The following is a 15056-nucleotide window of genomic DNA, read 5'->3' as shown; positions in this document are numbered from 1 at the left end:
GAACGGTGTTGGAAAACCGCCGGATGAGCGTCTGACACCCCGGAATCGGCACCAACTGCCGTCCGTTGCCGCTGTGCGTGCGTCACCACAGGCGACTGTTCCGTCTGGAGAATTCCGGCAGTTGCAGTTGACCCTGACGATTGCTGAAAGCGCGCGACAGGGGGGTCGTCGAGTCCGCATATTTTAACAACTGTAGGGATACTGCGTTGAAACGGCGGGGAGGTTTCGGGCGATACCGATTCTGAGTCTGAGAACGAACCGTCCGCATTCCTAAGACCGAATGACTGGCAGGAACCCCCAATGACGTTCGCAACGCCCAACCGCAGCCGTTCCGGAAACCGTCGATCCCACACTCTTTCGGCCCCCGCTCAGATTGAGACGATGGAAAGCCGGCTGCTGCTGACGGCTCCCACAGTTCTGGCACCTACCGGAACGATCGCCACCGGCACGCCGCAGATCGTCTGGAGCGCCGTCCAGAATCCCGTCGACAACTCCGATCCCGTGTCTTATGACCTGTGGGTTTCCAGCCGCGAAACGTTTTCCACCGTACTGGTCAAGTCCGGCGAAACGGCCGTACCGTTCAATTTCTACACGCCCGCCGACGGCGAAGAACTTCCGGTCGGCGACATTCGAGTCTGGGTGCGTGCCAATTTCTCCGACGACACTCAAAGCGCCTGGTCGCGCGGACACGACTTCCGCATTGAAGTCACGCCGACCGTAACCGGACCAACGGGCGTCGGTCCCCGCAACGTCATTCTTGATTCCACGCCGACTATCACGTGGCAGACACCTCCCGGCGCCTCGTCGTTCCAGGTCTTCATTCGCGACGATACGGCAGTTCAGGGCCGCATGTATAACGTGGAAAACACCACCGGTGATCTGCAGGAATTCACCGTTCCCGACGAAGACGCTCTGCAGTTTGGCGCCTACACAGCCTGGGTCCGGACGATCTATCCCACCGAACGTGTGCTGGATCAGCCGTCGACGCGATTCTCGGAATGGAGTGCTCCGTTCCGGTTTGACTACGGTCAGTCGGTTGAGCTGCTGGGGCCATTCGGATCCGCGTTTGACACTTCGCCGGTGATTCGCTGGAACGCGGTGCCGCGAGCGACCAACTATGAAGTCTTCGTCATCAATCAGGCCGGTCACGAAGCCGGCGGACGGCCACTCGTTCGCAGGACGGTCAGCGGCACTTCGCTGCAACTGAACGAACTGCCCGACGACACCTATCTGTACTGGGTGCGAGCCGTCATCGTCGCGGAAGGCAAACCGACGGTGTACGGAGCGTGGGGCAGCGGCAGCGAATTCATCACACCCGTTCAGGCACCGGTCGTGTCGATTCCATCCGCCATGGAACGCACGGGCCAGAACCCGCTGGTGACGTCGGCAAACCCGATCGTCGAATGGACAGCCATCGACGACGCGGCTCGCTATGAAATCTGGATCAACCGCAGCAACTCCCGGCAGCCGTTCATTCGCGAAACCAGCTCCATGACATCTCACAAGCTGGAAGCGTCGCTGCCGAAGGGAACCTACTACATGTGGGTGCGCGGTGTCAGTACACGCGGCGACTTCGGTCCGTGGAGCGACGTGACCGCCTTCGATAGCACCGGCGGACAGCCGCTGGTTCTGTCGCCGACAGCAGGACAGGTCATTGACGGCTTTGAGACCACAATCACGTGGACCGCCGTCGAAGGTGCCGAGTCCTACGATCTGTGGGTCGACTACAGAGACGTCGACTTCACTTTCATCGTGGAAAACGGCCTCACAGGCACGTCATACACATCGCCGTCGCCTCTGGATCCTGGCGACTATCGCGTCTGGGTGCGAGCCATCTTCGCAGACGGTTCTGCGTCGGTCTGGAGCCCCGCAGTTCAGTTTGAAGTCGGTGTGCTGGCAGCTCGCGAATCGAACGCCTCCGCGCCGGCGCTGACCCGTGTGGACACAGCCATCGTCGCAGCGCAGAGGCCTGTGGAAGCAAAACGCACGCCGGTGGAAGCTCCGGAAGCTGACCCGCAGCCAGCCCGCGTCGTTGCCGAAGCGACGCCCGACACCGAACGACCCGATGCGGTGCCGCACGAAACCAATCCGGCTCCGCAGGCGGAAGCTCACGTCGTCGCAACGGAAGCTCAGCCGCCGCTGCCCGAAGAACTGCTGGTTCGACTGGCGGCCGAATGCACCACCGGCACCTGGTGGGACATGTCCGGCGTCTAACCTTGAACAATCGGCTCATCCCCGGATCGTCCTGCCGCTGACCGACCGCGGCAATGCCCCGAAGCGAGCATGATCGGAGTGAAGCCGGCCGTTCAGCGTCGGTCCGTTCGTCGCTGGCGCTGTGTCAACAGGGCAACGATCGCCGGTACGGGCTCAGAAACTGAGAAATCCCGCCCCTCCGAAACGAGAAGCTCCTCCCGATGACACGCCGGGAGCGTAAGGCTCGGCGAGACTGAGCGACGACTTCGGGACGCGACCGTTTTTCCCGAATCCGGACGACTTCGCCGTCGCCGGTTGCTCATGTGAGAGGTCAGCCGTAGACTGCGGAGCCTCGTTGCCCTGAATTCGGGGCAATGGCCGGTGTTGCGACGGTCCACGGCACGTGCCGGGTCAGCATTCCGGCGCACTGCTTACCGAAGATACGGCCGAAATGCGACACGTGCTTTCCGCGCTTGTGATGAACCAGCCCGGCGTGCTGGCTCACATCTCCGGCATGCTTGCCTCGCGAGCCTTCAACATCGACAGCCTTGCCGTCGGTGCGACCGAAAACCCGGAATTCTCACGCATCACGTTTGTTGTAAACGGTGATGAAAAGGTCCTGGATCAGGTCCGCAAACAGCTCGAAAAAATCGTCACTGTGGTCAAGGTTCAGGACTACTCCGGTGAGGACTTCGTCGAACGCGATCTGATGCTGATTAAGGTCAGCACCAGCGGCGGTCGTCGCAGTGAGGTTCGCGAACTGACGGGAATCTTTCGCGGGCGCATCGTGGACGTCGGAGCGGACCACGTGATGATCGAAATGTCGGGACGCGAAAACAAGATCGAAGCGTTTGTCGATCGCATGCGTGATTTCGGCATTCTGGAAATGGTCAGAACCGGCCGCGTCGCCATGCTGCGGGACCGCGTGATCACGGATGATCTGCCGATCGAAGTATTCCAGGAAGAGCCTCGCACCGGTGTTTCGCAGACGTGACGAACGCCGTGTCGCGACGTGTCCGAATGACGCCTTCCGTCGCCTGACTCAGGAAAACACGGCAGGCGTCGCCCTTCACCGCGGCAGGCTGGTGTTCCGGGGAAACTCGGTTGTTCCGGCAAACGGACGACAGGCAGGCGGCCACAGATCAATCGATGAACGTTCCTGGCAGACTCACCTCGCGCGGGTCGCCGGGACAGGGGAAACTGACAACTCACTATCAACCATCAGACACTGAAAGACTGTTATGGCGGCCAGAGTTTACTACGACGACGACGCGGATCTCAGCCTGCTGAAAGGCAAGACGATTGCCATTCTGGGCTACGGCAGCCAGGGCCATGCTCAGGCACAGAACCTTCGCGACAGCGGTTGCGAAGTGGTTGTGGGACAGCGGCCGGGAAGTCCGAATTACGACCTGGCGGTCAGTCACGGATTCAAGCCCATGTCCGCCGCCGACGCCGCCAAAGCGGGAGACCTGGTCAATATTCTGCTGCCCGACGAAGTGCAGGGCGGCGTTTACCAAAGCGACGTGAAACCCAACCTGAAACCCGGCAATCTGCTGATGTGCAGCCACGGCTTCAACATTCACTTCGGACAGGTGCGTCCGCCCGAAGGTGTTGATGCCGCCCTGGTGGCTCCCAAGGGACCCGGACATCTGGTGCGCAGCGAGTACGAAAAAGGCGGTGGAGTTCCCAGCCTGATTGCACTCAGCGAAGGTGCCGCCGAAACGTCGCGACAGCTTGCACTCGCCTACGCCAAGGGAATCGGCGGAACTCGCGGCGGAGTCATCGAAACGACCTTCGCCGAAGAAACCGAAACCGATCTGTTCGGCGAACAGGTGGTGCTGTGCGGTGGAGTCAGCGCTTTGGTCAAAGCTGGCTTCGAAACGCTGGTCGAAGCCGGTTATCAGCCGGAGATGGCCTACTTTGAATGCATGCACGAACTGAAGCTGATCGTGGATCTGTTCTACCAGGGCGGTTTGAACTACATGCGTTACAGCGTGTCGAATACCGCAGAATACGGCGACTACACCCGCGGCCCGCGTATCGTGACGGACCAGACCAAAGCGGAAATGAAGAAGATCCTGGAAGAGATCCAGTCAGGTCAGTTCGCTCGCGACTGGCTGCTGGAAAACCGCGCCGGCCAGGCGTCGTTCTTCGCCACCCGCCGCCGCGAACGCATGCACCTGATCGAATCCGTCGGAAAACAGCTTCGCCGCATGATGAGCTGGATTAACTCCAAAGAGGTCTGAGTCGCGGGGACCACTGTCTCGTTCCAGCGGCTTCTGCCTTGGAACGCACTGCCAGGAAGGTTCCGCCGTCTGACGCGGTCACCGCGAAGTTGCGGCTGAACCTTCCGCGCGCGACGTTCGGGGGTCGAAGCCTCTGATCCGTTGAACCGAAGTCACCGATGCCCGTGGTATCGTGGCGCGGGCAGTCTGTTTTTGCATCGTGGCTGCCGGAGCCATACAATCCGACTGCGCCGTGCGGCAGTCGTCGCCGGTCCCTCCCGCCAACGCCCCGCCAGTCAGTCTGCGACGCATGCCTGACTCCACAGCCGAACGAGTTATCTCATGATTCGCGTTGTTTGTGCCGCTGCGCTGCCGTTTGTGTTCATGGCAGGTGTTCATGCCGACGAGATTTCGTTCTCACAACAGATTCGCGGAATCCTGTCCGACAAGTGCTTCCAATGCCACGGACCCGATGAGCATGAACGTCAGGCCGGCCTCCGGCTGGACGCGGAGGAATCCGCAAAGGGATCGCTCGAAAGCGGCTTATTTGCCATCGTTGCCGGCAAGCCGGACGACAGTGAGCTGATCGCGCGGATCACCGCATCGGACCCGGACCGCAGGATGCCTCCCGCCGATTTTGGAAAGCAGCTCACCGCGGACGAGATCAGTCTCCTGCAACAGTGGATCACGGAAGGTGCCGACTGGGGCCAGCACTGGGCGTTCGCGCCCATCGAACGCCCGGCCGTCGACGACACTGCCTTTGAACACGCAACCGTCCGCAATCCCATCGACCACTTCGTTCTGCGCCGGCTGAAGACTGCGGGACTGTCGCAGGCATCGGCAGCGGATCGCGTGTCGCTGATTCGGCGAGTGACGCTCGACCTGACCGGACTTCCGCCGACCGTGGACGAAGTCGAAGCGTTCATCAGCGACGGTTCGCCCGACGCCTACGAAAGGGTTGTCGACCGTCTGCTGGCGTCGCCGCACTATGGCGAACACATGGCTCGCTACTGGCTGGACGCCGCCCGCTACGGCGATACGCACGGCCTGCACCTGGACAACTATCGCGAAATCTGGGCCTATCGAGACTGGGTCATCCGCGCGTTCAACAGCAACCAGGCCTTCGATGAATTCACCGTCGAACAACTGGCCGGTGATCTGCTGGACCAGCCGACGGAAGCTCAACTGATCGCGACCGGTTTCAATCGCTGCAACGTCACGACCAGCGAAGGCGGTTCGATCGCTGAAGAAGTCCACATGCGAAACGTGGTCGATCGAGTCGTCACCACCGGCACCGTGTTTATGGGACTGACGCTGGATTGTTCCCGCTGCCATGACCACAAGTTCGACCCGCTGACCATGAAGGATTTCTACGCGCTGTACGGCTACTTCAACAGCATCGACGGCAATCCTCTGGACGGCAACAAAAAGGATCACGAACCGGTCCTCAAAGTGCTGACCGACGGACAGAAATCTCAAATTTCAAATTTGAAATCTCAGAAAGAACGGACAGAGAAACAACTGGACGAGTTCCTGGCATCGATCGAATATTCCGAACCGGCCAATCCGCGCGATCCGGTGCTGGCGGAACCTGCGGAGTTTGTCTGGATCGACGACGCCGTCCCCGCCGGAGCAAACGCTCAGGGAAATTCGCCGTGGGAATTCGTGAAGGCGCCGGCTCCGGTGTTCAGCGGCGACTCAAGTCATCAACGCACGGCGAAGGGGCTCAGTCAGCACTTCTTTACGGACGCCGCGGAACCGCTGAAGGTGGCGGAAAAAGACGCGCTGTTTTGCTACGTGTACCTCGACAAGGCAAATCCACCGAAGCAGATCATGCTGCAGTGGAACGACGGAAGCTGGGAACATCGTGCGTACTGGGGCGAAAACCTGATCGACTGGGGAGCCGACGATTCTCCCAGCCGCAAACGTATGGGAGATCTGCCCGCGCCCGGTGAATGGACGCGTCTGGAAGTCGCTGCGGCAGACGTCGGCCTGGCACCGGGATCACAGATCAACGGCTGGGCGTTCACGCAATTCGACGGTACCGTTTACTGGGACAAAGCCGGAATCGTCAGCCGGCTCGATCAGACGCCGCTGTACGATTCCCTGGCGCGCTGGGAAAGCGATCAGCAGGCGGCTGGCGCGAAATCGCTTCCGGAAGAACTTCAGGCCGTGTTGAAGAAGCCGTCGGCTGAACGGTCAACCGACGAAATGCAGCAGATGCAGCGGTACTTTTTCGAACACGCCTGGGTTGCTGTTCGCGACTCCGTCATTCCGCTGAAGCAGCAGCTTGCTGATTTCGAACAGCGGATTGCCGACATCAACGACGGCGCCGCAACCACGCTCATCTATCGTGAGAAGGCACAACCGGAACCGGCCTACATGCTGACGCGCGGCGAGTACGACCAGAAGGGAGCCGAAGTCGCGCGAGCCGTGCCCGAATCGCTGCCGCCGCTGCCGGACGGCGTTTCCAACAATCGACTCGGGCTGGCGAAATGGCTGACATCGGACAACCATCCGCTGACGTCGCGAGTGACGGTGAATCGCATCTGGCAGCAATTCTTCGGAACCGGGCTGGTCAAGACGACGGAAGACTTCGGATCGCAGGGAGAACCGCCATCGCATCCGCTGCTGCTGGACTGGCTGAGTTCCGAGTTCATGAATCCGCAGCTTCCCGGCGCGGAGCATCGCTGGGACGTGAAGCACCTGGTAAAACTGATCGTGATGTCGGCAACCTACCGCCAGACGGCGCAGGTCCGGCCCCTGGCGCTGCAGCGGGATCCCAGGAACCGCCTGCTGTCTCGCGGTCCGAGATTTCGATTGGATGCCGAATTGCTTCGCGATCAGGCTCTGGCACTCAGCGGTCTGCTGGTCGAAAAAATCGGCGGCCCCAGCGTAAAGCCGCCGCAACCGTCCGGACTGTGGAACGCCGTCGGTTTCTCTACTTCCAACACGGCAAAGTTCACCGCGGACGAAGGCCATGAAAAGGTGCATCGCCGGACGCTGTACACATTCATCAAACGCACGGCACCGCCTCCGCAGATGAGCACCTTTGACGCTCCGTCCCGCGAAGCCTGCACGGTTCGCCGCGAACGAACGAATTCACCCATGCAGGCATTGCTGATGATGAACGATCCGCAATACGTCGAATGTGCCCGGGCACTCGCGGAAAAAACTCTGCGCGAAGCCGGCACGTCCGACACCGATCGCGCATCCTGGATGCTGCGGCATTGCGTTCTTCGCACACCGCTGGAATCCGAAGCGGCATCACTCGTCGACGATTTCCACGCCTATCAAACTGACTTCAAAGCGGACCCGGAAGCGGCCCGGAAACTCATCAACATCGGCGCAATTCCGCCGTCCGCGGAATTCTCCGCCACCGATCTGGCCGCATGGACAATGGTGGCGAACCTGATTTTGAATCTGGATGAGATAGTCAGCAAGTAGATCGGTTCCTGGGGCGTTGCCCCAGGCTGGACGAACGATCGGCCCGTTGAGCCTGAAACGACAGAATTGAACAGGACCGATTCTATGAACCCTCTCAACGAACACATGCAGGCGGAAACACGTCGGCACTTTTTTACTCGCGGAGCGCTCGGGCTTGGCGGGGCGGCACTGGCTTCGCTGACCGGGCCTTCACCGGCGAACGGTATGACGACCGGCGAAGTTCCGGACGGACTGCGGCACTTCGCGCCGAAAGCAAAGCGAGCTGTCTGGCTGTTCATGGCGGGGGCTCCGTGCCAGCAGGATACGCTGGACTACAAGCCCGAAATGGAAAAGTGGTTCGACAAAGATCTGCCCGAATCCGTCCGCAACGGACAGCGGCTGACGACAATGACATCCGGTCAGTCGCGGTTCCCGATCGCTCCGTCAAAGTTCCGCTTTTCTCAGCACGGAAGATCCGGAGCGTGGATCAGTGAACTGCTGCCGTACACGGCCAGGATGGCCGACGACCTGTGCATCATTCGTACGATGCATACGGAAGCGATCAATCACGATCCCGCGATCACCTACATCTGCACCGGTCATCAGTTACCTGGCCGGCCAAGTCTGGGAGCGTGGCTCAGTTACGGGCTCGGTTCCGTCAACAAAGATCTGCCTTCGTTCATGGTGATGACGCCGACATGGAGTGGCCGGCAGACAGCTCAGGCTCTGTACAACCGGCTGTGGGGCACCGGTTTTCTGCCGAGCCGATACTCGGGAGTCGCTCTGCGCCGCGAGGGTGATCCGGTGCTGTTTCTGTCAAACCCGGATGGAGTCAGCCGGAATTCCCGCCGACGCATGCTGGACCGTCTGGCCGAAATGAACCAACGAACGCTGGACCGTTTGGGTGATCCGGAAACTCAGGCCCGGATCGCTCAGTACGAAATGGCGTTTCGCATGCAGTCGTCGATGCCGGAACTCACCAGCATCGCCGGTGAACCGAAACACGTTCTGGACATGTACGGTCCGGAAGTGACGACGCCCGGAACATTCGCCGCCAGCGCGCTGCTGGCTCGGCGAATGCTGGAACGCGATGTTCCGTTCGTGCAGATCTTCCACCGCGGCTGGGACCAGCACGGCGACGTTGCGAAAGCTCTGCCGATGCAATGTCACGACATCGATCAGCCGTCATGGGCACTGGTGCAGGACCTGAAGGCGCGCGGGCTGCTGGACGACACACTCGTGATCTGGGGCGGCGAATTCGGCCGCACCGTCTACAGTCAGGGCCAGCTCAGTCGCAACAATTACGGCCGCGATCATCATCCGCGGTGCTTCAGCATCTGGCTGGCCGGAGCGGGCATCAAACCGGGCACGGTCTACGGCACGACGGACGATTTCAGCTACAACATTGTCGAAAAGCCGGTCCACATTCACGATCTGAACGCGACGATTCTGCATCAACTGGGCATCGATCACGAACGGCTGACGTACCGTTTTCAGGGCCGCGACTTCCGGCTGACGGACGTGCATGGAAAAATCGTGGACGGCATTCTGGCGTAGCTTCGTCTCCGACGTGTGCCCGTCTGACACCCCGACAGTCGGTGTCCCATCGCGAAGTATGATTCATGCGCTGTCTCTCCGCAGTCTTCCTGTTCGTCATCGCGGCGGCTCCCTGCACCGCAGCGGAACCGACCGACGACAACCAGCTTGCTCCGCTGCCGGACCAGGTTCCGGCTCCCGCTGACAATCCGACGACGCCGGAAAAAGTCGAGCTCGGCAGGAAGCTGTTCTTCGATCCTCGCCTGTCCGGCGACAACACGATGAGCTGTGCCACGTGTCACCTGCCGGATCGAGCCTACGGCGACGGACTGGCTGTGTCACCCGGCGCGAACGGTCGACCGCTGCAACGGAATACGCAATCCTGCCTGAACGTCGCATACTTCGAAACGTTGTTCTGGGACGGCCGTGCCAACAGTCTGGAAGAACAGGCTCTCGGGCCCATTCAGTCGGCCTTGGAAATGAACCAGCCGCTGGAACAGCTTGAGGCTGAACTGGCGGCGGTTCCCGGCTACGTCACTTTGTTCCGCGACGTTTTCGACACTGCTCCGGAGCGGTCCGGCATTGCCAAATCGCTGGCCGCGTTTCAGCGGACTCTGGTTACGCAACCATCGCCATTCGATCGATACGTTGCTGGCGAAAAGGATGCGTTGTCGGCCGAAGCAAAAGAAGGGCTGGCGTTGTTTCAGGGCGACGCCGGCTGTGTCGAATGTCACAACGGCCCGCTGCTGAGCGATGGCGGCTACTACCGACTGGGAGTGTCGTTTCGTGACGAAGGCCGAGCCGCGATCACCGGTCGGAAGGAAGATCGCTTTCGGTTTCGCACTCCGAGTCTGCGGAACATCGCCGAAACCGGGCCGTACATGCACGATGGTTCCCTGAAGACGCTCGATGAAGTCGTCACGTTTTATTATCGCGGAATCCCGGATGTCGGCCCTGACGGACTGCGGCCGGACACGTCTGCTCTGCGAAGCCGCAGTTTCTCGGAAATCGATGCGATCGTCGCTTTCCTGAAATCTCTGACGGGCAAAGCGCCGGACATCACGCCGCCGGAACTGCCCTGACAGCGCCTCCGTCGGCAACCAGACTTGCCCCGAATGCTGCGCTGAGCGGACCGGAGATTCGAATGCATTCGAATATCTGCCAACGGTCGACCAAAACGCGAACCCGAATCATTCACGCGTTCAGAATTTCCTGACGTAAAGCGTCTGGAAAACGCTGGTCATGTCGAGTCGGCGAAATGCACACTGTACGACGGGACTCCGATCCCCGTCGCTGCATTTCGACAGGATCGGAGTCCCGTCGCACCAACCCGTGAATAATCCGGGCTTGTCCGCTCCCGTCGAAGCCAGGGAGGTTCGACGATGAAACGGCCGCGGTCGCCGATGTCCCGGAGGCCCCTGTCATTCGGTTTGCGGCGAATCGCCGGAGCGAATTTCCATCTGATTCAATGCGTCGCGGATATCGTCCCGAGTCGGGTCGATGGAACTCGCTCGCCGGACGTATTCCAGAGCTTCCGACGGTCGGTTCAGCCGCAGCAGAGCAAGCCCCAGATCGAACTGAATCTGTGCATTGAACGGTTCGATCTCTTCGGCAAGCTTCCAGAAGTCGAACGCTTCCTGGAACCGTCCGCCGATCCAGGCGAGCCGGCCCTGAACTCCGAACCCTTCAGCGTTGTTCGGATCGTTTTCCGTCGCGGCCTGAAGATGGCGAGTCGCCTGTTCCACCTGTCCCCTGATCGCGTAAATCGTGCCGGCTTTGCTGTGTGCTTCGGCATCATTCGGCCGCACCGCCAGGATTTTGTCCAGCGCCGCCAGCGCTTCGTCAAGGCGATTGTTCACGATCAGATGCAGCGCCAGTCCCCAGTCGTCGTAGAGCTTCGTCTGAATCTCCACCAGTCGCTTCAGTTCCTGTTGCAGCTCCGGTGAATCGCGGACGACGATCGCTTCGCGCACATCCGCGATGGCGGCCAGAAACCGGTCGTCCGTTTCATGAGCTTCCGCCTGAGCCCGCCAGTGTTGCAGCAGTCGTCCTGTCAGTTCCGCCACTTCAGCGGATTCGCCGTCCCGGTCAGAATTCGCCCGATGCCACTTCAGCAGCGTTTCGTCGCGCGCGACGGGATCGATGGTGATGTCGTGGCGTGAACGCGACGTTGCGGGAACAAAGTTGTCATCGCCCATGTCGAACTTCACGTTGATCTTGATGCGTCGCGCCATGTGACAGTCGACGCAGTTGCCCGCGATGTCAGCAGGCAGCCGGGCCTGTTCGCCGCAGTCATGAAGTTCGTGGCACTGCATGCACGATTCCGACTTTGACCGGCCGGCCGGCTGACGGTGATGCGGATCGTGACAGGTGATGCACGTCATTTCCGGGCTGTTGATGAAGCACGCGCTTTGCCTCAGATGCGGAATCTGATTGGCGACGTGATCGTCTTCCGGGTTCGAAATGATCTGAGTGCGGTAGTACTCATCCAGCGGCTCACCGGGCTGCCAGGAAAACGGAGGCTGGCGGTGAGTGACGGCGTTGCTGTGGCAATGCGTGCAGACTTCAATCCGCCGTTCGCGGTCCAGAGCACTCGGCAGAATAATGGCTTCCGCGATTTCGGAATTCGGGTGGCTTTCGTGCCAGGCAATGTGCTTGTCGGCGGGACCATGACAGTTTTCGCACGTGACACCGACCAGTGCCGTGGATCGCCGGTACAGATTCACGGTTCCCGGTTCGTACTGAACCCAGGTGCTGTGGCATTCCAGACACCGCACGGTCATCGCCCGCGAATAATCTCCGGTCCCGTTTTCGTGCAGAAAATGGCTGGCTCCCAGGCGGCCAAACGGCCACAGCCACGCAATCGGAAGTTCGTGCATGCGGTCGTCGTCATCCCATGCCAGGTAAATGTCGTCCGTCTGGCCGGCTCCGTAGACCAGGTCGATGCGAGTCAGCAGGCTTTGTTCACCGTTTGCTGTGTCGTGGATCGTGGTCTGAAAGAATTCCTCACCGATCTGCTGCAATCGAAACCGCGTGTCCGGAAACCTGGCAGAAAACTGTATGCCGGAATCCGAAAACGCCGGAGGCATATCTTCGACCCGGGGAATTCGACACGTCCGGAAATGATTCGTCTGCTGAAATTCGGCGACACGTTCCTGATGGCAGGGCACACAACTCTGAATGCCCCGGTAACCGGGATTTCGGTCGATAAACGGAAGATCGGATTCCGGGGCGGCCGTATTCCTGTCAACGCCGGTATCGGCCGCTTCACGGTCTGTCCGGCGGGGCTCCGGAGCCTGCTGCGTGAACACTACCGCAGCGATCGCGACGACGACGATGGCACCAAGTCCCGTCATCCATGGACGCAGACCGCCACCTCCGCCGGGTGTTGGCGACGGAGCATCACCGGACGGTGCGGTTCCAGGCGTTTGCGATGAAGTGGTCATGTCAGCGGTTCTTTCGTTCGGCTGCGAGATCGATACTTCGACCGCAGGCCATCGCCTGTAAAGGATAGCCAACAACCGACGGGAATGTCGAAGACGCGCAGCTCGTGATGCGAACGCGGGGTCGAAACGTCAGATGGCGGCCTGCCTGTCGGCCCGGCGCCAGGCTTCGAATGGGCTGCGCGGACAGCGCAGGCTGGTCGAACGATGCTGCGGGGCTCCGCGATGAACGGCAGGCAGAGCCTGCCAGGCATGGCGTTCCAGGGCAGGAGCCCTGGAACGAGTTGACGAGATAACGAGTAGACGCACGGTGTTCGGCACGGCAGACCATGCGCGCAGCGCAGGAAAGGCCGCGCAGGAAAGGCGGCCGGAGCGGCGGTTCACTTTGGCCGTGCTGCCGGCGATTGCTATAGTTGCAGGGACCGGACGATCACGACCGATGGCGGAGTAACCGAGTGAATCGAACAGGCAGAATTCGCGGCGTTGAATTTCTTTTGCTGCATGCGGGGCTGTGGTGCGTTGCATTATGTGTCAGCGGCTGCGATTCCGGCGATACTCCCGGCGGCGCGTCCGGTTCATCGTCCGCGGCCGGGTCGGGAGTTTCGGGATTGACGTTTGCCGAACTGAAGCGTCGCGACGACAGAGCCGCCGATATCGGGCAGTTCTGCGGCGCGTGTCACGCCGTCCCGCTGCCTCAGAGTTTCCCCAAGGACGCATGGTATGAAGAGGTCCGCCGCGGATTCGACTTCTATCATCAGTCCGGCCGAACGGACCTGACCGCTCCGCTGCCACAGGATGTGTCCGCCTTCTATCGCGATTACGCTCCCGTGGAATTTGAGATCCCCGAGCTTCCGGCAAATCCTTCAGCCTCAGTTGCGTTCGACGTTCAGGAAGTTTCGATTTCTGTTCCGTCCATCAGAACGCCTCCGTCGGTATCGTTCGTCGAGATTCGTCCGGGCTCAGGGGGAAAACCGGAGATCTGGTACAGTGACATGAGGTCCGGGGCTGCCGGGCAGTTGGCCGTGACGCGTGCGTCCGGCGCGGACGCCGCCGACGCTGCTGCTGTGCGAATCAGCCGGAACCGGATCGCTCACAATCCGGTGGCCGTTCGGCCCGTTGATCTGGACGGCAATGGAATTGACGATCTGCTGTTCACAGATCTGGGCAGCTACATTCCCGAAGACCACGATCGCGGTCAGTTGGTCCGGCTGCCCGATGGCATGGGAGAAACGCCGGGAACGCCGGAAGTTCTGCTGGGAAGCGCCGGCCGTGTGGCGGACGTCTGCGTCGCCGACTTTACCGGAGACAATCTGCCCGATCTGATCGTAGCTGAATTCGGCTGGCGAAAAACGGGCGGCATCCACCTGCTGACAAATCAGGGTCTGACCAACGGACAACCGGTGTTTTCGCAACAGCTCATCGACAAACGAGCAGGCACGATCAATATCGTGCCGGTCGATCTGGACAACAACGGAACGCTGGATTTCGTGGCGTCGATCAGTCAGGAACACGAACAGATCGTCGCGTTTCTGAATGCTCCCGACGGTTTCCAACCCGTGGTTCTTTACGCGGCGCCGGATCCATCGTGGGGGACCAGCGGGATTGCAATGGTCGATCTGGATTCCGACGGAGACCAGGACTTCCTGTACACAAACGGCGACACGTTTGATTCCAACCTGGTGAAGCCGTACCACGGGATCTGGTGGCTCGAAAACAAGGGACAGTTGAACGCGGCGTCCGCGGAAGCGGCTGCGAAAGCATCGACAGAGGACGGAAAGCAATCCAATTCCTGGCGAGACGAGCCGATGCCGTTTGAAGCTCATCGACTGACCGCCATGCCCGGCGTCCATCGTGCTCTCCCGGGCGACCTGGACGGTGACGGCGATCTGGACATCGTGGCCTCCGCGCTGCTGCCTTCTAAAAGTGCCCGAAACACGGATCCGCAAAAGCTGGACGCGCTGATCTGGCTCGAACAGGTCCGGCCTGGTACCTACGAACGACACACGATCGAACGAGGCCGACCGATCTATCCTGCGATTGCGGTCACCGACCTGGATTCCGATAACCGTCTGGATATCGTTGCCGGCTGCTTCTACGAAGACGGCGACGAAACTCAGCCGCTGCTGAAGATCTTCTGGAACGCGTCCGAGTCCGGCGGCGGTTCCACGGGTCCGGCCGCTGCCGCGGTCAGCGCAAGCCCCTGACAACTCGCCAGCCGGCTGTATGAATCAAT

General features: G+C 60.6%; 8 protein-coding genes. 7 read left to right on the top strand and 1 reads right to left on the bottom strand.

The window, feature by feature from the left end; genetic code table 11:
• Nucleotides 1-300: 300 nt before the first annotated feature.
• From R3C19_25965 to R3C19_25940, 6 genes are all read left to right on the top strand, one after another.
• The gene (locus R3C19_25965; protein ID MEZ6063810.1) at nt 301-2214 is read left to right on the top strand and encodes a hypothetical protein; all 1914 of its coding nucleotides are present in this window, start codon (nt 301-303) and stop codon (nt 2212-2214) included.
• Between the two features lie 430 nt (nt 2215-2644).
• Complete coding sequence (gene ilvN / locus R3C19_25960; protein ID MEZ6063809.1) at nt 2645-3187, top strand: acetolactate synthase small subunit; 543 nt, start codon at nt 2645-2647, stop codon at nt 3185-3187.
• Between the two features lie 247 nt (nt 3188-3434).
• Nucleotides 3435-4439, top strand: a complete 1005-nt coding sequence (gene ilvC / locus R3C19_25955) for a ketol-acid reductoisomerase (GenBank protein MEZ6063808.1) — start codon at nt 3435-3437, stop codon at nt 4437-4439.
• Nucleotides 4440-4760: 321 nt separating this feature from the next.
• Nucleotides 4761-7865, top strand: a complete 3105-nt coding sequence (locus R3C19_25950) for a PSD1 and planctomycete cytochrome C domain-containing protein (protein ID MEZ6063807.1) — start codon at nt 4761-4763, stop codon at nt 7863-7865.
• Nucleotides 7866-7949: 84 nt separating this feature from the next.
• Complete coding sequence (locus tag R3C19_25945) at nt 7950-9401, top strand: DUF1501 domain-containing protein (GenBank protein MEZ6063806.1); 1452 nt, start codon at nt 7950-7952, stop codon at nt 9399-9401.
• Nucleotides 9402-9466: 65 nt separating this feature from the next.
• Complete coding sequence (locus tag R3C19_25940) at nt 9467-10462, top strand: cytochrome c peroxidase (protein MEZ6063805.1); 996 nt, start codon at nt 9467-9469, stop codon at nt 10460-10462.
• A gap of 339 nt (nt 10463-10801) precedes the next feature.
• Here the strand turns inward: R3C19_25940 and R3C19_25935 are convergent, their stop codons facing one another.
• Nucleotides 10802-12826, bottom strand: a complete 2025-nt coding sequence (locus R3C19_25935) for a tetratricopeptide repeat protein (GenBank protein MEZ6063804.1) — start codon at nt 12824-12826, stop codon at nt 10802-10804.
• Between the two features lie 452 nt (nt 12827-13278).
• Here R3C19_25935 and R3C19_25930 point away from each other — a divergent pair, with 452 nt between their 5' ends.
• On the top strand, nt 13279-15027 hold the full coding sequence (locus R3C19_25930; protein MEZ6063803.1) for a VCBS repeat-containing protein: 1749 nt from the start codon (nt 13279-13281) through the stop codon (nt 15025-15027).
• The last annotated feature ends 29 nt before the right edge of the window (nt 15028-15056 follow it).

It is taken from the genome of Planctomycetaceae bacterium, from assembly GCA_041398785.1.
Lineage (GTDB): Bacteria > Planctomycetota > Planctomycetia > Planctomycetales > Planctomycetaceae > JAWKUA01.
The sequence above is the reverse complement of the archived record's forward strand: the minus strand, read 5'-3'. Positions and strand labels throughout refer to the sequence as shown.